Annotated in this window: 16 protein-coding genes; 12 read left to right on the forward strand and 4 right to left on the reverse strand. The window is 71.1% G+C overall.

What is annotated here, in order from left to right; genetic code table 11:
- Positions 1–150: 150 nt before the first annotated feature.
- The 10 genes from JOD51_RS06890 to JOD51_RS06935 all read left to right on the forward strand — a co-directional run bounded on the left by JOD51_RS06890 (position 151) and on the right by JOD51_RS06935 (position 8,912).
- Entirely contained in the window at positions 151–1,593 is a 1,443-nt protein-coding gene (locus tag JOD51_RS06890; RefSeq protein ID WP_307839415.1) for a sugar porter family MFS transporter, read from the forward strand.
- Between the two features lie 271 nt (positions 1,594–1,864).
- Positions 1,865–2,791 (forward strand): 30S ribosomal protein S2, encoded by a 927-nt coding sequence (gene rpsB, locus JOD51_RS06895; RefSeq protein WP_204607598.1) that lies wholly within the window; start codon positions 1,865–1,867, stop codon positions 2,789–2,791.
- 90 nt (positions 2,792–2,881) lie between these two features.
- Positions 2,882–3,709 carry a translation elongation factor Ts gene (tsf, locus tag JOD51_RS06900; RefSeq protein WP_204607599.1) on the forward strand — a complete coding sequence of 276 codons (828 nt, stop codon included), beginning with the start codon at positions 2,882–2,884 and terminating at the stop codon, positions 3,707–3,709.
- A 105-nt stretch (positions 3,710–3,814) separates the two neighbouring features.
- On the forward strand, positions 3,815–4,534 hold the full coding sequence (pyrH, locus tag JOD51_RS06905; RefSeq protein WP_204607600.1) for a UMP kinase: 720 nt from the start codon (positions 3,815–3,817) through the stop codon (positions 4,532–4,534).
- Positions 4,535–4,588: 54 nt separating this feature from the next.
- Positions 4,589–5,143 (forward strand): ribosome recycling factor, encoded by a 555-nt coding sequence (gene frr / locus JOD51_RS06910; RefSeq protein ID WP_204607601.1) that lies wholly within the window; start codon positions 4,589–4,591, stop codon positions 5,141–5,143.
- Between the two features lie 50 nt (positions 5,144–5,193).
- Positions 5,194–6,135: a phosphatidate cytidylyltransferase gene (locus JOD51_RS06915; RefSeq protein ID WP_204607602.1), complete on the forward strand. Its 942-nt coding sequence runs from the start codon at positions 5,194–5,196 to the stop codon at positions 6,133–6,135.
- 70 nt (positions 6,136–6,205) lie between these two features.
- The gene (locus JOD51_RS06920; RefSeq protein WP_204607603.1) at positions 6,206–6,754 is read left to right on the forward strand and encodes a DivIVA domain-containing protein; all 549 of its coding nucleotides are present in this window, start codon (positions 6,206–6,208) and stop codon (positions 6,752–6,754) included.
- Between the two features lie 233 nt (positions 6,755–6,987).
- Complete coding sequence (locus JOD51_RS06925; protein WP_239539797.1) at positions 6,988–7,827, forward strand: aggregation-promoting factor C-terminal-like domain-containing protein; 840 nt, start codon at positions 6,988–6,990, stop codon at positions 7,825–7,827.
- A gap of 12 nt (positions 7,828–7,839) precedes the next feature.
- Positions 7,840–8,145, forward strand: a complete 306-nt coding sequence (locus tag JOD51_RS06930; protein WP_372377793.1) for an Rv1322 family protein — start codon at positions 7,840–7,842, stop codon at positions 8,143–8,145.
- Positions 8,142–8,912 (forward strand): alpha/beta hydrolase, encoded by a 771-nt coding sequence (locus tag JOD51_RS06935; RefSeq protein ID WP_204607604.1) that lies wholly within the window; start codon positions 8,142–8,144, stop codon positions 8,910–8,912. Before JOD51_RS06930 ends, JOD51_RS06935 begins: the two co-directional genes overlap by 4 nt.
- A 57-nt stretch (positions 8,913–8,969) precedes the next feature.
- Here the strand turns inward: JOD51_RS06935 and JOD51_RS06940 are convergent, their stop codons facing one another.
- Positions 8,970–10,811, reverse strand: coding sequence for a coiled-coil domain-containing protein (locus tag JOD51_RS06940; RefSeq protein WP_204607605.1), 1,842 nt, complete (start codon positions 10,809–10,811; stop codon positions 8,970–8,972).
- 184 nt (positions 10,812–10,995) lie between these two features.
- On the opposite strand from JOD51_RS06940, the gene JOD51_RS06945 reads away from it, so the two are divergent.
- Positions 10,996–12,738 (forward strand): DUF8094 domain-containing protein, encoded by a 1,743-nt coding sequence (locus tag JOD51_RS06945; RefSeq protein WP_204607606.1) that lies wholly within the window; start codon positions 10,996–10,998, stop codon positions 12,736–12,738.
- On the forward strand, positions 12,735–13,766 hold the full coding sequence (locus JOD51_RS06950) for a tetratricopeptide repeat protein (RefSeq protein ID WP_204607607.1): 1,032 nt from the start codon (positions 12,735–12,737) through the stop codon (positions 13,764–13,766). The genes JOD51_RS06945 and JOD51_RS06950 overlap by 4 nt, the downstream gene beginning before the upstream one ends.
- Positions 13,767–13,947: 181 nt before the next feature.
- On the opposite strand, the gene glgB is transcribed toward JOD51_RS06950, so the two are convergent.
- The 3 genes from glgB to JOD51_RS06965 form a co-directional block, all read right to left on the reverse strand.
- Positions 13,948–16,437: a 1,4-alpha-glucan branching protein GlgB gene (gene glgB / locus JOD51_RS06955; protein ID WP_239539799.1), complete on the reverse strand. Its 2,490-nt coding sequence runs from the start codon at positions 16,435–16,437 to the stop codon at positions 13,948–13,950.
- Positions 16,434–18,491 carry a maltotransferase domain-containing protein gene (locus tag JOD51_RS06960; RefSeq protein WP_204607608.1) on the reverse strand — a complete coding sequence of 686 codons (2,058 nt, stop codon included), beginning with the start codon at positions 18,489–18,491 and terminating at the stop codon, positions 16,434–16,436. Before JOD51_RS06960 ends, glgB begins: the two co-directional genes overlap by 4 nt.
- A gap of 85 nt (positions 18,492–18,576) precedes the next feature.
- Positions 18,577–20,628 carry a glycogen debranching protein gene (locus tag JOD51_RS06965; protein ID WP_204607609.1) on the reverse strand — a complete coding sequence of 684 codons (2,052 nt, stop codon included), beginning with the start codon at positions 20,626–20,628 and terminating at the stop codon, positions 18,577–18,579.
- Positions 20,629–20,639 lie beyond the last annotated feature (11 nt).

Genomic DNA, 20,639 nt, shown 5'->3' on the forward strand with positions numbered 1-20,639 from the left:
CCGGATGGACCACACCTGATGTGCTGACCAGCCGCAGAAGGGGTACTGTCGGGGCCGCTCCGGACACCGCAACGCCGCTCGGACGGCGATCCAGCCGACCGCCGGGGCACCGTGCACCACCCGGCACGGCGGCGGGAATCCAGGAGCATCGTGTCGAACACGACCACCGGACACGGCGAAGACCGTGCGTTCAAGGGGAAGGTCACGCTGTTCGCCATCGCGGCGGCAGTCGGCGGCTTCCTCTTCGGCTTCGACTCGTCCGTCATCAACGGCGCCGTCGAGGCCATCAAGGGCGAGTTCGACCTGTCCGAGGGCGCCAGCGGTTTCGCGGTCGCCTCGGCCCTCATCGGGTGTGCGTTCGGCGCCTACTTCGCCGGCCGTCTCGCTGACCGCTGGGGCCGCACCCGCGTGATGTTCTGGGCAGCCGTGCTGTTCTTCGTCTCCTCGATCGGCTCCGGCTTCGCGTTCGCCACGTGGGACTTCGTCCTGTGGCGCCTCATCGGCGGTCTCGGCATCGGTACCGCGTCGGTCATCGCCCCCGCGTACATCTCCGAGGTGTCCCCGAAGGCGATCCGTGGGCGTCTGGCCTCGTTCCAGCAGCTCGCGATCACGCTCGGTATCTTCGCCGCCCTGCTCTCCGACCAGTTCTTCGCGGTCACGGCGGGCAGCGCCTCGGCCGAGATCGCCGATCTGCCGGCCTGGCGCTGGATGTTCCTGGTCGGCGTGATCCCGTCGATCGTCTACGGCATCCTCGCGATCACCCTGCCGGAGTCGCCGCGGTACCTGCTCACCAAGGGACGCACCGACGACGCACGAGACGTCATGACGAAGATCGTGCCGCGTGACACGGTCAACACGAGCCTGGAGGAGATCCAGGACGGCATCACCAAGGAAGCCAACGAGAAGAAGGGCTCGATCCGGGGCAACCGCTTCGGTCTGCAGCCCATCGTCTGGGTCGGCATCATCCTGGCCGTGCTGCAGCAGTTCGTCGGCATCAACGTGATCTTCTACTACTCGACCACCCTCTGGCAGGCCGTCGGGTTCAAGGAGAGCCAGTCCTTCCTCATCTCGACGATCACCTCGGTGGTCAACGTCGCGGTGACGTTCATCGCGATCTTCCTGGTGGACAAGGTCGGTCGCAAGCCGCTCCTGGTGTCGGGTTCCGCGGGCATGTTCGTCTCGCTCGCCATGGTCGCGATCGCGTTCTCGCAGGCGAACATCGTGAACGGCGAGCCGAGCCTGCCGGGTCCCTGGGGCGTCATCGCGCTCATCTTCGCGAACCTCTTCGTGGTCTCGTTCGGCGCCACCTGGGGTCCGCTCATGTGGGTCCTCCTCGGCGAGATGTTCCCGAACCGCATCCGTGCGACCGCTCTCGGCATCGGGTCGGCCGCCAACTGGGTCGCGAACTTCATCGTCACGATCACGTTCCCGGTCCTGTCGGGGTTCAACCTCACCGTCACGTACGGCATCTACGCGCTCTTCGCACTGATCTCGTTCTTCTTCGTCATCGCGAAGATCCCCGAGACCAAGGGCCGCTCGCTCGAGGAGATGGGCATCTCCGCCGAGGGGGAGACGAGCGCCGCCAAGGCCTAGTCACCACCGCCGTACCGGACGGGAGGCCCGGACCACGTCAGCCGAACGGCTCGCGTGGTCCGGGCCTCCCGTCTGTTAGCATTTCTCCAGCAGCGCGCCGAGCGCGCTGACTTCGCGTGTCCACGCAACACATGCGGCCATCGGTCCCGCTCTCACGAGCGGGCGGCTGTGTGTCAGGGCACCAGGGACCACGACCTCCGGTCGTGGTCGACACAACCGCACCAGGTGCACGGTCATGCCGTGCGCCGAGAACACAGAAGGAGGACGGCACATGGCCGTCGTCACCATCCGCCAGCTGCTCGACAGCGGCGTCCACTTCGGACACCAGACCCGCCGGTGGAACCCGAAGGTGAAGCGCTTCATCCTCGCCGAGCGCTCGGGCATCCACATCATCGACCTGCAGCAGTCGCTGGCGTTCATCGACCGCGCGTACGACTTCGTCAAGGAGACGGTCTCGCACGGTGGCACGATCCTCTTCGTGGGCACCAAGAAGCAGGCCCAGGGCTCCATCGCCGAGCAGGCGACCCGCGTCGGCCAGCCGTACGTCAACCAGCGTTGGCTCGGCGGTCTGCTCACGAACTTCCAGACGGTCTCCAAGCGCCTCGCGCGCATGAAGGAGCTCGAGGAGATCGACTTCGACGACACGACGAAGGGCTTCACCAAGAAGGAGCTCCTCATCAAGAAGCGCGAGCTGGACAAGCTCCACAAGACCCTCGGTGGTATCCGCAACCTCACGCGGACCCCGAGCGCGCTCTGGATCGTCGACACCAAGAAGGAGCACCTCGCCGTCGACGAGGCGCAGAAGCTCGGGATCCCGATCATCGGCATCCTCGACACCAACTGCGACCCCGACGAGATCACGTACCCGATCCCGGGCAACGACGACGCGATCCGCTCCGTGGGCCTGCTGACCCGCATCGTCGCGGACGCCGCGGCCGAGGGCCTGAAGACCCGCCACAACGGTGGCAACGACGACGAGCCGACCGAGCCCCTCGCCGAGTGGGAGCAGGAGCTCCTCGGTGGCGACAGCGCGACCCCGGCCGCCGACGCCGCCCCCGAGGGCAGCACGGTCCAGGAGAACAACGCCGACGCGCAGGTCGCGGACAAGGAGATCGGCGAGCCGATCCCCGACGCTGCGAAGAACGCCGAGCCGACCGCCGAGGCCGTCGCCGCCGCGGAGACCACCCCCGCCGAGTGAGCACCAGGGGCGCCGGACCGACACCGGTCCGGCGCCCCTGCCTCGCTCCCCACTCTCCACACACGCACAGTCCAGAAAGGACGCCTGTCAATGGCAAACTTCACCGCACAGGACGTGAAGAAGCTCCGCGAGGACCTCGGGGCCGGCATGATGGACGCGAAGAACGCGCTCGTCGAGGCCGACGGCGACTACGACAAGGCCGTCGAGCTGCTCCGCATCAAGGGTGCCAAGGCCGTCGCCAAGCGCGATGACCGCGCCACCTCCGAGGGCGTCGTCGTCGCGACCGCCGACAACGGTGCCGCCACCGTCGTCGAGCTGGCCAGCGAGACCGACTTCGTCGCGAAGAACGAGAAGTTCACGACCCTGGCCGACAAGGTGCTCGGTGCGGTCGCCGCTGCCGGTGCCACCGACGTCGCCGCCGCGAACGCCGCCCCGCTCGACGGCAAGACGGTGCTCGACATCGTCAACGAGAACGCTGCTGCGCTCGGCGAGAAGCTCGAGGTCCGCACGGTCCGCCGCGTCGAGGGCTCCTCCTTCGAGATCTACCTGCACAAGACGAGCCAGGACCTGCCGCCGCAGATCGCCGTCGTCGTCGCCTACGAGGGCGACAACGCGGCCGAGGCCCGTTCGATCGCGCAGCACGTCGCGTTCGCGAACCCGACGTACCTGACGCGCGACGAGGTCCCGGCCGACGAGATCGCCAAGGAGCGCGCCACCGTCGAGGCGATCACGCGCGAGGAGGGCAAGCCCGAGGCCGCCCTCCCGAAGATCGTCGAGGGTCGGGTGAACGCCTACGTCAAGCAGGTGTCGCTCCTCGACCAGGACTACGCGAAGGACAACAAGATCTCCGTCGCGAAGGCCGCTGAGAACGCCGGCATCACGATCCAGGGCTTCGCCCGCGTCAAGGTCGGCGCGTAACGAACCCGTGACGGGGCCAGGAACCAACCGGTTCCTGGCCCCGTTGTCGTGCGCCCCCGCGCACCGAGTACATTTCCACGAGACCACGACGAAGGGTGTCCCGACATGACCGACGAGAAGACCGGACGCCGACGAGTCCTGCTGAAGCTCTCGGGAGAGGCGTTCGGCGCCGGTTCCCTGGGCGTCAACCCGGACGTCATCGGCACCATCGCCAAGCAGATCGCCGCCGCCGCCCACGATGTCGAGGTCGCGATCGTCGTCGGTGGTGGCAACTTCTTCCGCGGCGCCGAGCTCTCGCAGCGCGGCATGGACCGGGGGCGCGCCGACTACATGGGCATGCTCGGCACCGTGATGAACGCGCTCGCGCTGCAGGACTTCCTGGAGCAGGCCGGTGCGGCCACCCGCGTGCAGTCCGCGATCAGCATGACCCAGGTCGCCGAGCCCTACATCCCGCGGCGCGCCGAGCGTCACCTCGAGAAGGGCCGCGTCGTCATCTTCGGCGCCGGCGCGGGGCTGCCGTACTTCTCGACCGACACCGTCGCGGCACAGCGTGCACTCGAGATCGGTGCCGACGAGGTGCTCGTCGCCAAGAACGGCGTCGACGGCGTGTACTCCGCCGACCCGAAGAAGGACCCGACGGCCGAGAAGCTGCACCACGTGACCTACCAGGACGCGCTGCTCAAGGGCCTCAAGGTGGTCGACGCCACCGCGTTCTCGCTCTGCATGGACAACGGCATGCCGATGCACGTCTTCGGCATGGAGGGCGAGGGCAACGTCCGCGCCGCGATCCAGGGCGAACGCATCGGCACCGTGGTCAGCAACTGACCGGCGCACCGTCGCCGACTGACTAGACTCGACCCGTACCGAAGGAGAACCACCGTGATCAGTGACGTCATGACCGATGCGACCGAGAAGATGGCGAAGGCCGTCGACGTGGCGAAGGACGACTTCGGCACCGTCCGCACCGGCCGCATCAACGCCGCGCTCTTCCAGAAGATCCCGGTCGAGTACTACGGTTCGCCGACCCCCCTGGCACAACTCGCGTCCCTGCAGACGCCGGAAGCCCGCACCCTCATCGTGACGCCGTACGACAAGACGGCGCTCAAGGAGATCGAGCGGGCCATCGCGACCTTCCCGAACCTCGGTGCCAGCCCGACCAACGACGGTGAGATCGTCCGTGTGACGATCCCCGAGCTCTCGGCCGAGCGCCGCAAGGAGTTCGTGAAGATCGTCAAGAGCAAGGGTGAAGACCACAAGGTCGTCCTCCGCAACATCCGTCGCAAGGCGAAGGACGACCTCGACGCGCTGAAGGGCGGGGTGTCCGACGACGACATCGCCCGCAGCGACAAGGAGCTCGACGCGCTGACGAAGAAGCACGTCGACCAGATCGACGACGCGCTGAAGAAGAAGGAAGCCGAACTCCTCGAGGTCTGATGCGCCGTCCCGACCAGGGCGACGACCGCCCCACATCTGATGACCGCCGCATGTCGGGGTTCCGACAGGACTTCGATGCGCGGGCCAGGGCAGCCCGGACCGACTTCGAGGCGCAGATCCGTCAGCGCCGGGCCGAGTTCGGTGCCCGGAACGAGGCCCTGACCGCGCGGACGGGGCGCAACCTGCCGGCAGCCATCGCGATCGCCCTGGCGTTCGCGGTGGTCATGCTCGGCTCGCTGCTGCTCTGGAAGCCGTCGTTCATGGTGGTGGCGGCGTTCCTGCTCGGGCTCGGCGTCTACGAGCTCGCGAGTGCGATGCGCTTCGCGGGCCGCGACGTGCCCCGGATCCCGAGCGTCGCCGTCGCGATCGCGACGGTGCCGGCCGCGTTCCTCGGCGGGCAGATCTGGGCGCTCTTCACGCTGCTCGGCGGCGTGGTGTTCATCTCGCTGTGGCGTCTCGTCGAGGTCGCCTTCTCGCGGACGAAGCCGCCGGCGGCGAGCGTGGCGCGAGACCTGACGAACGGGCTGTTCGTGCAGGCCTACGTGACCCTGCTCGGCGCCTGCGTCGTGCTCCTGTCGGCACAGCCGCAGGGGCAGCTGTGGGTCGTCGGCTTCATCCTGGTCGTCGTCGCGGTGGACACCGGGGCCTACGCCACCGGCATCAACCTCGGCAAGCACCCGATGGCGCCGCGGATCAGCCCGAAGAAGACCTGGGAGGGCTTCGGGGGTTCGGTCGGCGCGAGCATCATCGTCGGCATCCTGGTCACCTGGCTGATGCTCGGGCTGCCCTGGTGGACCGGCATCATCCTCGGCGTGCTCATCTCCGGCTCGGCGACGCTCGGCGACCTCACCGAGTCGATGATCAAACGCGACCTCGGCATCAAGGACATCTCGTCGTTCCTGCCCGGGCACGGGGGACTGCTCGACCGGATCGACAGCATCCTGCCGTCGGCCGCGATCGCCTACCTGATGTACCTCGTCGTCAACCACTGAAGTCGGGCCGCCGGGCCCGGAGCCAGCGCGTCCAGGTGGCGCACCGGTCGGAGCCTGGCACAATGGCGCCGTGCCATCGACGTTCCCGACTGCCCCCCGCTCGGTCCTCGGCTACGACTCCGACGAGGTCGATCGATTCCTCGAGGACGCTCGCCGCGCCTACACGGCGAACGACAGCGCCCCCGGGATCGAGGCGGCCAAGATCCGCGCGACCGCCTTCTCCATGAAGAAGGGCGGCTACTCGACGGTGCACGTCGACGCTGCCCTCGAACGGCTCGAGGACGCCTTCGCCGCCCGTGAGCGGGAGCGGGAGATCTCCGACGTCGGGCAGAAGGCCTGGTACGCGGAGGCCCGTGGCAAGGCCTCGGACGTCGTGGCGCGGCTCGGTCGTCCGGACGGTCAGCGCTTCCACCGGGTCAGCTTCCTGACGACGGGGTACCACCCGAAGGACGTGGACGCGTTCTCCCGTCGGCTGCACGGCTACTTCAAGGACGGCAAGCCGCTCAGCCTCACCGAGGTGCGTTCGGTGGTGTTCCGCCCGAAGCACGGTGGGTACCGCGAAGCGCAGGTCGACGCCCTCCTCGACGCCGTCGTCGAGGTCATGCTCGCCGTTCGCTGAGGATCCGTTCCGGAGCCGATCCGAGCCTCCCGTCCGCACCGATCCGACTCACCTGGCCCAGATGCTTCGCTTTCCGTGATCGTTCCGTTATCGTGGACGTACTCATGGGCAGGCACACGGCAGACCAGCGATCCGACCGCGGAAACCGCGCACTGCACGATCACGCGATCGTCAGTGAGCGCCGAGCGGCGAAGAACCGAACCGACACGACGGAGGCCCCGGTCGTCCGTCCGGTGACTGCACCGCATGCGGAGCAGCACGTCGCTCCCGTCATCGCGCCGGTGTCCGTCGCCGCGAACCGCGTCTCGGACGCCGCCGTGGCCCGAGCTGCGGTCGCGCCGACGACGGAGTCGCCGCGTGTCGTCCGGGTCGCACGGACCCGTGCGCTCGCCCCGGTGAAGCCGACGGCTCCGCGGTCCTTCGGCGGCTTCGTCCGACAGCGCTCGACGATCCCGGTCCTCTCCTTCTTCGCCGTGTCGGCCTTCGTCGGCGGGTCGCTCTTCAACCCGATGCAGACCGACGCCGCCTCGGCAGCGCCCGTCCTGGCGCCGGCGCCGATCTCAGTGCCGCAGCAGTTCTCGGCGCACGGCACCTACGGCGACTTCGACGCTGCCCGCGACGGTTTCGACGTCACCAAGCCGGCGCCGAAGCCCACGCCGACGGCGACGCCGGCCCCCACGGCAGCGCCGGACTCCGACGCTGCTGCGTCGTCCTCGACGGCAGCACAGCAGCCGGTCGCCAACACGCCGATCGCGCCCGTCGCCACGCCGGACCCGGGCAGCGCCCAGGCCATCGGCCAGCAGATGGTCGCCGCACGCGGCTGGGGCAACGACCAGTACAGCTGCCTCGTCTCCCTGTGGAACAAGGAGTCCGGCTGGCGCATCAACGCCGCCAACCCGAGCGGTGCGTACGGCATCCCGCAGGCGCTGCCGGGCAGCAAGATGGCGTCCGCCGGTGCCGACTGGCAGACGAACCCCGCGACGCAGATCACCTGGGGTCTCAACTACATCACCGGCGTCTACGGCACCCCCTGCGGCGCCTGGGCGCACAGCGTCTCGTACAACTGGTACTGATCGGCGATCGGGGTGCCGCGGAGCAACCGATCGCGGAACCCACGCGGTCGTGGTCATGACGTCGAGCCGGAGGGCTCCGGTTTCGACCGCATGCTCAACGGCTGGCGGCGCACCGAACACCGGCGTGGTCGCGAGTGGTCGGTCCAGCCGATCTCGGCGGCGTCCGCGCAGAAGGAGTACGTCTGCCCGGGCTGCGGCCTGACGATCGAGCCCGGTGTCGCGCACGTCGTGGTCTGGCGTGCGGACGGCGTCCTCGGTGACGCTGCCGACCTGGCAGCGCGTCGCCACTGGCACCACCACTGCTGGAGCATCGCATGACACCCGGACCCACCGACGCCGCGGACCCCGTCGAGATCCGCTCCGGCACCGTGCTGCCGGCTCGTCGCACCGACATCGAGCTGGTCACCGACGACCACCTCACCCTCGTCGGGGAGCTCGCCGAGCCGCTCGACCGCCCCGCGCGGGGCACGGTCATCGCGCTGCACCCCCTCCCGACGGCGCAGGGCTTCATGGACTCGCACGTCCTCAAGAAGGCTGCCGCTCGACTGCCTGCCCTGGCCGACATCGCGGTGCTGCGCTTCAACTTCCGTTCGGTGACCTCACCGCGCGGTACCTCCGAGGGCGTCTTCGGCGGCGGGGTGTCCGAGGGCTTCGACCTCCGTGCCGCCGTGCAGGACGTCGTCGACCGCTCGCTGCCCACGCCGTGGCTGGTCGGGTGGTCCTTCGGCACGGAGGTCGTCCTGAAGCACGCGCTCGAGCACGTCGAGGCCGGGCACGTGGCCGGCGTGGTCCTGCTCTCGCCGCCGCTGCACCGCACCTCGGACGAGGAACTCGCACGCTGGGCCGCGGTCGACGTGCCGGTCGTCGCCCTCGTCCCGGAGCACGACGACTTCCTGCAGCCGGAGGAGGCAGCGCGACGGTTCGCGATCGCTCCGACGGTCCGGGTCGTGCCCGTGGACGGCGCGAAGCACCTGTGGGTGGGGGAGCGGTACGTGCGGATCGTGCTCGACGCGATCGCCGACCTCGTCGTGCCGGGGAGCGCGCCGCTGCCGACACACTGGCCGGCGGCCGACCAGCGCCCGTAGCGCCGGTCGGTAGCCCGTCAGCCCGTCAGCCTGTCGGTCCGTCGGCCCGTCAGCCCGTCAGCGGACGGTCGCGTCCGGCTCGTCGGCGTCCACGCGGTCGCCCGGTGCCGGTGCCTGCTGGTCGATGACGCCTGCTGCGTGGCTCAGGACGCCCCGGAGGTTCTCCAGGTAGCCCGCCACGGCCTCCCGCTCGGTCCGGATCGCCCCGAGACGGTCCTCGGCCTCGGCGAGCAGTTCGGCCGTGCGCTCCTCGGCGTCTGCGACGAGCCGGTGGGCACGCTCCTGCGCGTCACGGACCAGGTCGGCCGCGTGGTCCTGCGCGGCGGACTCCTGCTCGCGGGCCAGGTCGGCGGCTTCCCGCTCGAGGCGGTCCGCGGTCTCCCGCGCCGTGGTGGCGCGGCGGGTGGCCTCGGCGAGCTGCAGGTTCGCCTCGTCGAGGTACTTCTGGGTCTCGGTGACCGTGGCGCGATGCCGCTCGAGGTACTCCTGCTCGGCGTCGTCACGTCGTGCCGCCAGTTCGGTCTCGAGGGCGGCGCGTGCGTCGTCTCGTTCGCGGGCGATCTCGGCCCGGACCTCGTCGCGCTCCTGGGCCAGTCCGGCGCGCGCGGTGTCGATCTCCTGGCGGAGGGCGGTGCGTTCGGCGAACAGGTCGTCCAGTTCGGCGCTGCGACGGTCGGCGATCTCGGTGTCCACCTCGGCGTGTTCGCGCTCCCGGCGGGCGGCGAGTTCGTTCTCGTGCTCGCGGGCGGCGCGCTCGGCCTCGGCGGTGGCGGCGTCGCGCTCCCGCTCGATCCGCGCGAGGTGCTCGGCGGTCTCGCGCTCGATCCGCTCGGTGGTCTCCTGCACCCGGCGGGCGTTCTCGGCCGCGGTCTGCTCGGTGTCGACGCGGAGCTGAGCGCGTGCTGCGGCGATCTCCTGCTCGAGGTCGGTGCGGGCGACGGCGAGTTCCCGGTCCCACTCGGCGCGGGCGGCGGCCAGTTCCTCGTCGAGGGCGCTGCGGCGGTCGTCGATCTCGGCTGCGAGCTCGGCGCGGCGCTGGTCGACCTCGGCTGCGAGCTCCGCCCGGCCGGTCTCGAGTTCGAGTTCCAGGGCACGACGGGCTTCGCCGTGCTCGCGCTCCCACGCGGTGCGGGCCTCGGTCAGCGTCCGGTCGAGCTGCTCGCGGCGGGTGCTCTCCTCGCGGTCGAGGTCAGCGAGGCGACGGGCCTGGTCTGCCTCGAACACACCGCGACGGTGCTCGGTCTCGCGGTCGAGGTCCGCGGCGGCACGACGGGCGTCGGCGGACTCGCGCTGGGCGACCTCGCGCAGCTCGGCGACCTCGTGCTCGACCTGGGCGCGCAGGGCGTTGGTCTCACGGATGGCGACCGAGCGGACCTCGGCGGCCTCGGTCACGGCGGCACCACGGACGGCGGCGGCCTCGTTGCGGGCGTCCTGGACGAGGATGCCGGCTTCGGACCGGGCACGCTCGATGGTGTCGGCGGACTCGGCCCGCGCGCGGGACAGCTCGTTGGTCGAGCGGGTGCGGGCGTCCTCCAGCGTCACCTGGGCTTCGTCGCGGGCTTCGCGGAGGGTGCGCTCGGCCTCGGTGCGGCTGGTGGCACGGAGACGCTGGGCGTCGATGTCGGCCTGGCTGATCAGTCGGGTGGACTGCTCCTCGGCGACGCGGAGGGTCGACTCCAGCCGGGTGCCGAGGCCGCTGTAGGTCGGGGTGCCGGCCTCGTCGAGCTCGCCCTGCAGGTCCGAGACGCGGGACTGCAGGAGGCGGATCTCCTTCGCGGCCTCGGCGCGGTCGGTGTTCGACTTGATCAGTTCGCGGCGGAGGTCGTTCAGAGCCCGTTCGACCTCGTCCTTGCGGTAGCCCCGCAGCTCGGTCCCGAACTCTGCCTCGTCGTTCGCCACGTGTCGCTCCCTGTGGTCGTTCCGGACCACCCCGTGCAGTCCGGACCCCGATTGTAGTGGTGCGTCCGCGACGGCTCCTGAGGCCGACGGCGGACCCGGGAGATGCGCCTCCCAGCTGTCCTGGGTACCCTGGGCCGTTGTCCTGCGCCGATCCACCCATCCCGGCGCGGAGGGAGAGAGATCCGTGCGATTCGTCCTGGCGATCGTCAGCTTCGTCATCGGGGTGCTCCTCGTCGGCCTGGGAGTCGGTCAGCGGACCGTGTTCGCGCCACCCACCTCGATCGTCGCGGCGACGAGCGGGACGAACGCCGCCCCCGTCACCGTCCTGCCCGGCAGCGTGCTCACCGCGAACCCCGGCTACCAGCGCATCAACGTTTCGGGTTCCGGCAAGGTCTTCGCCGCCTACGGCAAGACCTCCGACGTCGACGCCTGGATCGGTGACGCCGAACACACCACCCTCCGCTACGACGCCGAGGACGCTTCCCTGAAGTCCCGCACCACCGGATCGGGATCCGACCTGCCCGACCCGAAGGGCAGCGACCTCTGGTACCAGGAGTACGACGATGCCCGTCAGTTCACGGTCCGACTGCCCGCCGACGTGTCGCTCGTGGTGATGGGCGACGGCTCGGACGCCGCCCCCTCGGACATCTCCGTGACGTGGCCGCGCGACACCGCGACGCCCTCCGTCGGACCGCTGCTGACCGCCGGTGGCGTCTTCGTGCTCGGCGGCCTGGTCCTGCTCGTCTGGGCCTTCCTGCACCAGCGCCGCTCCCGTGGTCCGCGTCGTCGGAGCGGTGGCGGTCGCCCGCCGCGAGTCCGTGCCTCCCGTCGTGCCGCCGCGGCCGGCGCCCAGGTCCCGGTGCGCAGCCGACGCGGTCGTCGCACGATGATCGCCGTGCCGGTGCTCGTCGCCGGCGCACTCGTGCTGAGCGGCTGCTCCTCGGACTACTGGCCCTCGGGCGGCGGAGCGGACGTGACCCCGACGCCGACCGCGACGGCGACCGGTGCCGCCGTCCCCGACGCCTCGACCGCCGCGACGAAGCAGCAGATCGCCCGCATCGTGTCGCGCGTCGCCGAGGTCGCCGCGAAGGCCGACGCCGACAAGGACGCCGACCTCGCCGCGACCCGCTTCACCGGTCCCGCGCTCGCGATCCGCAAGGCCAACTACACGATCCGTGACGGCGACGACAAGGCGCAGGCCGTGCCCGCCGTGGCCGCCGACGACGTGTGCGTGGCCCTGCCGCAGCAGACCGACACCTGGCCGCGGACTGTGTTCGCCGTCGTCGCCGCGGACTGCACCGACAAGAAGACCGCTCCGCAGGCGCTGACCCTCGTGCAGCAGGACCCCCGCTCGGACTACAAGGCCGAGTACGCGGTCTCCCTCGAGGCCGACGCGCAGCTGCCGTCGCTCGCGCCGACCTCCGTCGGTGCCGCGCAGCTCGCGCCGGACACGAAGCTCCTGGCGCTGGCACCGGACGCCGTCGCCGCCGCCTACGGCGACGTCCTGTCGAAGGACTCCGAGAGCGAGTCCGCCGACCTGTTCGCCAGCGACGGCGACGACCTGCGCTCGCGGATCGGCAAGGCCTACAAGGACGAGAAGGCCAAGGCCCTGCCGGACACCGCGAAGATCGAGTACTCGTCCGAGGTGCCCGAGGACACGGCCCTGGCCCTCGCGACGAACACCGCCGGCGCGCTCGTGTCCGTGGACCTCAACGAGGTCGAGAAGGTCACGCCGACGGCTGCCGGCGCCGAGGTCAACACCGAGGGTGCCGTGAAGGCGCTGTCGGGCGTGGACTCGAGCACCAAGGGCGTGACGGCCACGTACGGCGTCCAGTTGCTCTTCTCCGTGCCCCCGGTGGGCTCGGACGACAAGATAGAACTCCTCGGGTTCACCCAGGGCCTGATCGCAGCGAGTGAGGTGCAATGACCAACGTCCCCCCGACCCCGTCCAGCTTGCGTGGAGCGGTCGACCTCTCGTCCCTCGTCGACCGGGCGCAGCGTCCGCCCCAGGGTGCTGGCGCAGGCGCACCGAACGGCGCCCCGAACGGAGCCGGAGCGAGCGGCCCGGCCGGCGCTGTCGGCCCGGCCGGCGCTGCTCCCACCGACGGCGTCCTGAGCGTCCCGTCCCTGGTGATGGACGTCACGGACCAGAGCTTCCAGGACATCGTCCAGCTCTCCACCGTCGTCCCGGTCATCGTCGACATCTGGGCCGAGTGGTGCGGCCCGTGCAAGCAGCTCTCGCCGGTCCTCGAGCGGCTGACCGAGGAGTACGCCGGACGCATCGTCCTGGCCAAGGTCGACGCGGACACGAACCCGCAGCTCGTCCAGGCGTTCCAGGCGCAGTCGATCCCGACCGTCGCCGCCGTCATCGGTGGTCGTCCGCTCGGGCTCTTCGTCGGTGCCCTGCCCGAGGCCGAGGTCCGCGACGTCTTCGAACAGGTCCTGCAGGCTGCGGAGCAGAACGGCATCGCCGGCCGCGTCCAGGTCGACGGCACCCCCGAGCCGGACACCGCCGAGCAGGGCGAGCCGGAACCGGAACCCCTGCCGCCGCACCACCAGGCCGCGTACGACGCGATCGAGGCCGGCGACTACGCCACCGCGATCAGCGAGTACCGCACCGCGATCCTGCAGGACCCGCACGACCAGATGGCCGTGGCCGGTCTGGCCCAGGTGTCGCTGCTCGACCGGCTCTCCGGCAAGACCGCGGACGAGATCCGGGCGGCCGCCGGTGCCGGTCCGGCGGACGTCGCGGCGCAGCTCGCCGTGGCCGACCTCGACATCAGCGGCGGGCACGTCGAGGACGCCTTCGGACGGCTCCTGGACCTCGTCCCGACGGTGTTCGGGGACGACCGCGAAGCGCTCCGCGTGCGGCTCGTCGAGTACTTCGAGCTGGTCGGCGCCGAGGACCCGCGCGTCGTCGCCGCCAGGCGGCGACTCGCCAGCGCGCTCTACTGAGCAGCGCGCTCTACTGAGCAGCGCGCTCTCCTGAGCAGCGCGACTCGGAACAGGAGGCCCGGTACCAGCTGGTACCGGGCCTCCCGTCCGTCAAGCCCACCCCCCCCGAAACGCAACGTCGGCGCCGTCCCGCAACGGAACACCGTTGCGAGTCGACGCCGAGGTTGCGTTCCGCGGGGCCCTACTCGGCCAGGCGGAGCCAGACGGCGCCCAGCGGGGGGACGACGAGGTTCGCGGAAGCGGGCCGGCCGGCCCAGGGGACGTCCTCGGCCTCGACCGAGCCGAGGTTGCCGACACCGGAGCCGCCGTAGGCCGACGCGTCGGTGTTGAGCACCTCGTTCCAGGTGCCCGCCGTGGGCAGCCCGAAGCGGTGCTCGACCGGGACGCCGGAGAAGTTGACGAAGACCGCCAGCTTCTCGTCGCCCGCCTTGCGGAGGAACCCGAGCGTGGCATGAGGTGCGTCGCCGCTCTCCAGCCACTCGAAGCCCTCGGCGCTGGAGTCGAACGTCCAGAGCGCCGGGTTCTCCTTGTAGACGCGGTTCAGCTCCGCGACCAGGTCCTGCACCCCGCGGTGGCCCGGGTCGTCGAGCAGCCACCAGTCGAGACCGTTCGCCTCGCTCCACTCGGAGGGCTGCGCGAACTCCTGGCCCATGAAGAGCAGCTGCTTGCCGGGGTGCGCCCACATGAAGGCCAGGTACGCGCGGACGTTGGCGAGCTTCTGCCACTCGTCGCCGGGCATCTTGCCGTAGAGCGAGCCCTTGCCGTGCACGACCTCGTCGTGGCTGATCGGCAGCGTGAACTGCTCGCTGAACGCGTAGACGAACGAGAACGTGATCTCGTCGTGGTGGTACGACCGGTGGGCGGGGTCGCGCTCGACGTACTGCAGCGTGTCGTGCATCCAGCCCATGTTCCACTTCTGGCCGAACCCGAGGCCTCCCGCGCTCGTCGGCTGCGTGACGCCGGGCCACGAGGTCGACTCCTCGGCGATCATCACGATGCCGGGGTAGCGCTTGTAGGCGGTGGCGTTCGTCTCCTGCAGGAGCGAGATCGCCTCGAGGTTCTCGCGGCCGCCGTGGACGTTCGGCAGCCACTCGGTGCGGGAGTAGTCGAGGTACAGCATCGAGGCCACGGCGTCGACCCGCAGGCCGTCGATGTGGAACTCCTCGAGCCAGTACAGCGCGTTGGCGACGAGGAAGTTGCGCACCTGCGGCTGCCCGAAGTCGAACACGTAGGTGCCCCAGTCGAGCTGCTCGCCGCGGCGGGGGTCCGGGTGCTCGAACAGTGCGTAGCCGTCGAACTTCGCCAGCGCCCACTCGTCCTTCGGGAAGTGCCCGGGGACCCAGTCCATGATCACGCCGATGCCGGCCGAGTGCAGCCGGTCGATGAGGTACCGCAGGTCGTCGGGGGAGCCGAACCGGGCGGTCGGCGAGTAGTACCCGGTGACCTGGTAGCCCCACGAGCCGCCGAACGGGTGCTCGGCGAGCGGCAGGAACTGCACGTGGGTGAAGCCGGTGTACTGCACGTGCCCGATGAGGTCGTCCGCCACCTCGCGGTAGCTGAGACCCGGACGCCACGAACCGAGGTGCACCTCGTAGACGCTCATCGGCGCGTCGTGGGTGGTCGCGGTGGCGCGCTCGGCCATCCAGCGGGCGTCGCCCTCGGACCAGGTGTGGTGCGCGCTCGTGATCACGGACGCGGTGAGCGGCGGGACCTCGGTGCGGCGGGCGAACGGGTCGGCCCGCTCCACCCAGCCGCTGTCGGTGAGGATCTGGAACTTGTACCGCTGGCCCTCGAGGGCGCCCGGCCAGAACAGCTCCCACACGCCGAGGTCGTCGAGACGACGCATCGCGGTGGTGCGGCCCTCCCAGCCCTCGAAGTCACCGATCACGCGGACGGCGGTGGCTCGCGGCGCCCACACGGCGAACGCCACACCGTCGACGCCGTCGACCGTCTGCACGTGCGCACCGAGGTGGTGCCAGAGCTGCTCGTCGCGGCCCTCACCGAACAGGTGCAGGTCGAGTTCGCCGAGCGTCGGCGGGAACCGGTACGCGTCGTCGGTGGTCCAGGTCTCGTCGTCCTCGTAGTCGGCCTCGACGCGGTACCGGCCGAGTTCGCCGCGGGTCGCGCCGGCCCAGACGCCCTCGCCCTCGTGACGGAGTTCGACGTCGTCGCCGTCGGGGCGGACGATGCGGACCGCGGTCGCCAAGTGGCGGACCACGCGGACGCTGGTGCCGCCGTCGACGGGGTGCGGGCCGAGCACGTCGTGCGGCTGGGACCAGCGGCCCTCCGCGACCTGCTGGCGGATCCACTCGTCGACGGGGCCGGGGGCCGGCTCCGTGGCGGCGACGGTCGTGCTGTCGGACGTGGACGGGGCGGGCGTGCCGTCCGTCCGGGAGGCGCTGGTCGCCTCCGTCCCGACCGGCGTCTCCGACGTCCGGCCGCCGGCGAGCGTGGCCGACTCCGGCACGTCGCGGGACGGGGACTCGGGCGCGGCCGCGGGCGCGCCGGGGAGGTCCTCACCGGGAGCCGAGGTGTTCGGTTCGGTGCGGACCACCTGGCGCGGGATCGCGGGGGGCGGCGGCGGGACCGGCGGCAGACCGGGTCCACGCGGCGGCTGCTGCGCACCCTGCTGGGGTGCGCGGTGCTGCCCGGGGTTGGTGGGATCGGTCATCGGTGCGGTCCTTCCACGACGAGCAGGTGCACGGGCTCCTGGAAGGCATCCAGGCGCACGTAGTTCGAGGAGCCCCAGGTCCAGCGGGCACCGGTCACGACGTCGCGGACGTCGAACTCGGTGCCGGGCTCGAGCCCGAGGGCGGCGAGGTCGAGGTGCACGGTGGTCTCACGAGCCGAGTGCGGGTCGACGTTCGCGACGACGATCACCGTGTCGTCCCGACCGGACCGGGTGAACCGGCCGGGCAGGTGCTTCGAGTACACGACGACGGCGTCGTCCTCGGCGCTGTGCACGGTGGTGTTCCGCAGCTGCCGGAGGGCGGGGTGCGCCGAGCGGAGGCGGTTCAGCATCGTCACGTACGGGGCGAGGCTCGCGCCCTCCGCCTCGGCGAGCGCGAAGTCCCGCGGCTTGTACTCGTACTTCTCGTTGTCGATGTTCTCCTCGGAGCCCGGGCGGGCGACGTCCTCGAAGAGCTCGTAGCCGGAGTACATGCCCCACGTCGGGGCGCCGGTCGCGGCGAGGGCTGCGCGCACCTTGTAGCCGGCGCGGCCGCCGTACTGCAGGAACTCGGTGAGGATGTCCGGCGTGTTCACGAAGAGGTTCGGGCGCAGGTAGGCGCTCGTCTCGTGGGAGAGCTCGTCGAAGTACGTCTCGATCTCCTCCTTCGTGTTCCGCCAGGTGAAGTACGAGTACGACTGCTGGAACCCGGTCTCGGCCAGGGCGCGCATCATCGCCGGGCGGGTGAACGCCTCGGCCAGGAACACGACGTCGGGGTGCTCGTCGCGGACCTCGCGGATCACGCGCTCCCAGAACCACAGCGGCTTGGTGTGCGGGTTGTCGACGCGGAACACCTTGACGCCGAACGCGATCCAGTGGCGCAGGACCCGGAGCACCTCGGCGACCAGGCCCTCGGGGTCGGTGTCGAACTGGATCGGGTAGATGTCCTGGTAGCGCTTCGGGGGGTTCTCGGCGGTGGCGATGGAGCCGTCGGCGCGGACCGTGAACCACTCCGGGTGCTCGGTGACCCAGGGGTGGTCGGGGGAACACTGCAGCGCGAAGTCGAGGGCGACCTCCATGCCGGTGTTCTTCGCCGTCTCGACGAAGGCGCGGAAGTCGTCCTCGGTGCCGAGGTCCGGGTGGATGGCGTCGTGGCCACCCTCCGGGCCGCCGATCGCCCAGGGGCTGCCGGGGTCGTTCGGGCCGGCCTCGAGCGTGTTGTTCGGGCCCTTGCGTGCGGTGCGGCCGATCGGGTGGATCGGGGGCAGGTAGACGATCTCGAAGCCCATCCGGGCGACGGCGGGCAGCCGGCGGGCCGCGGTGCGGAAGTCGCCGCTCTTCCACGAGCCGTCCGGGTTGCGCTTGGCGCCCTCGCTGCGGGGGAAGAACTCGTACCAGGCGCCGACGCCGGCGCGGGTGCGCTCGACGTCGAGCAGCTGCAGGGCGGATGCCGTGCGCAGCGAGTCGATCGGCGTCTCGTCGATCTCGGCGACGACACGGGGGTCGTCCACCGCGGCGAGGCGCTCGGCCGGGTCGAGGTCGGTGTCCCGCAGCCGTGTCGCGGCACGGACAGCCACGGCGGAGCCCTGGCGCTCGAGCAGTGCTGCACCGTCGAGCAGGGTCGACTCGGTGTCGACACCGGCGGCGATCTTCAGTCGTGCGCCGTGCACCCAGGTGGCCCAGTCGTCGGAGTAGGCCTCGACGTGCCACTCCCAGACGCCGGTGCCCTCGACCTGCACGGTCGCCTCGTACCGGTCGGTGCCGGCGGCGACGAGGGTGAGCGGGACGCGGAGGGTGCGCTCGTCGGCCTGCAGTGCCGCCGGGGCGGGGGTCTGCTGGGCGACGGCCTGGGTCGTCTCGGGCTGCTGGCCCGCGGGGCGGACGAGGACGAGGTCCGCGCCGATGATGCCGTGCCCCTCCCGGAAGACGGTCGCACCGAACGTGATCACCTCCCCGTCGAAGCCCTTGCCCGGGAAGCCGTTCGGCGTCGTCGGGGCGAGTTCGGTGATCGGGATGCGCCCGATCTTCGGACGCCGGGGTCGGTCTACGGAGGCCACGGAGCAGACGCTACCCGGCTGGGCCGTCCGTGTTCCCCGGGAAGCGTGTCGCGCCTCCCGGCCGGTGTGTCGCGTCGGCGACCGGTCAGATGACGTCGAAGACGTGGATGCCGGGGCCGTAGGCGCTGAACACGGTGCCCGCGGGGCGGTGCCGGTCGTGGTCACGGTGCTTCTCGCTCGACCACGCCAGCCGGTAGGCGAAGACGTCCTCGCGGGTCGGCAGCGTCAGGTCACGGGTCCGCCCGCTGCCGTGCACGACGACCAGCACGCGGTCGTACGGCTCGTGCTCGGGCGTCGACTCGACGAAGTACTGCAGGGCGCGGTGGATCGGCTGGTCCCAGCCCTCGGCGGTCATCGGCTGACCGTCCGGGCCGTACCAGGTCATCCGCGACGCGGACGGGGTCGTCTGGCCGGCGACCCCGAAGCGCGACGGCCGGAGTGCCGGGTGCGCGGCGCGGAGCCGGGTCAGGGCCGCCATCGCCTCGGTCATCGACTCGGCGTCCTCGTCGTCCGACCAGTCCACCGGCGTCAGGTCACCGGAGACGACGTAGGCGTTGTTGTTGCCGTGCTGGGTGCGGCTGCGCTCGTCGCCCGCGGTGATCATCGGCACCCCGGCGGACAGGAGCACCGTCGCCATCAGGTTCCGCATCGAGCGCCCGCGCGCCGCACGCACCCCACGGTCGGCCGTGTCGCCCTCGATGCCGTGGTTGAACGAGCGGTTGTCGTTCGACCCGTCGCGGTTGTCCTCGCCGTTCGCCTCGTTGTGCTTCGCGTCGAAGGACACCAGGTCGTGCAGCGTGAAGCCGTCGTGCGCGGTGACGAAGTTGACGCCGGACAGCGGACCGCGCTCGGGGCCGAACAGGTGACGGGAGCCGGTGAGCGCTCCGGCGAGCGCCCCGATCCCGGCCTCCGGGGCACCGCGCCGTCGCTCGTCGGCGAGGTCCTCGAGCCAGAACTTCCGCACCGTGTCCCGGAACCCGTCGTTCCACTCGAGCGTGCGGGCGCCGAACGACCCGGTGCGCCAGCCGTCCGGACCGATGTCCCACGGCTCGGCGATGACGAGGGTGTCCTGCAGGTCGGGGTGGTTCCGGATCCGCTCGAGCAGCGGGTGCTCCGGGTCGAACACGTGGTCGGCGTCGCGGGCCAGGGAGGCCATCAGGTCGAACCGGAACCCGTCGACCTGCACCTCGCGCGCCCAGTACCGCAGGCTGTCGACGACGAGGTCGGCGGTCGCCGTCACCGAGGTGTCGAGCGTGTTGCCGCAGCCCGTCGTGTCGAAGTAGGTGTCGGTGTCGGACCAGCGGTAGCGGCCGGCGCCGTCGACGCCCCGCAGCGAGGTGGTGGGGCCGCCGATGCCCTCCTCTGCGGTGTGGTTGTAGACGACGTCGAGGACGACCTGGATCCCGGCCTCGTGCAGCAGCCGGACCATGCCCTTGAACTCGCGGAGCACCCCGTCGGCGCCCGCGGCCCGCGCACCGGCGGAGGCGTGCCCGGCGTGCGGTGCGAAGAAGCCGAGCGTGTTGTAGCCCCAGGCGTTCTCGCGCCCGGCCTCCCGCAACCAGCGCTCGGTGTCGAACGCCTGCACGGGCAGCAGCTCCAGTGTGGTGACGCCGATGCGCCGCAGGTGCGCGATGGTGCTCTCGTGCGCGACGCCCGCGTACGTGCCGCGGAGCTCCTCGGGGACGGCCGGGTTGGCGCTCGTCAGGGTCCGGACGTTCGCCTCGTAGACGACGGCCCGGTCCAGGGGGACGACGGGCTTCGTGACGCCGCCCCAGTCGAAGGTGCCGTCGACCACGACGCTCGTCCAGCGCGGGGCGTCGGCGCCCGCCGGTGTGCCGGGGTCCCCGCCCGCGGGGACGATTCCGCGGGCGTACGGGTCGAGGAGCGGGCGCGTCGGGTCGAACTCGTGCCGCGGCCCCGACGGTCCGTCGACGAGCAGGTGGTAGGTGTCCCCGACCTGGACGCCGGGCGTGGCGGCGCTCCACTCGTCGGTCTCACCCTGGCGTGCCAGGGGGAAGGGGCCCCGGCCGTCGACGACCACCGTCACCGCGGTCGCCGAGGCGGACCGCACCGTCATCCGGGGGTCGCCGTCGTCGATCCGGAAGCCGGGCGTGGTCTCGGTCGCGGTCTGGTACACGAGACCAGGGT

The organism is Curtobacterium herbarum (genome assembly GCF_016907335.1).
Classification (GTDB): Bacteria; Actinomycetota; Actinomycetes; order Actinomycetales; family Microbacteriaceae; genus Curtobacterium; species Curtobacterium herbarum.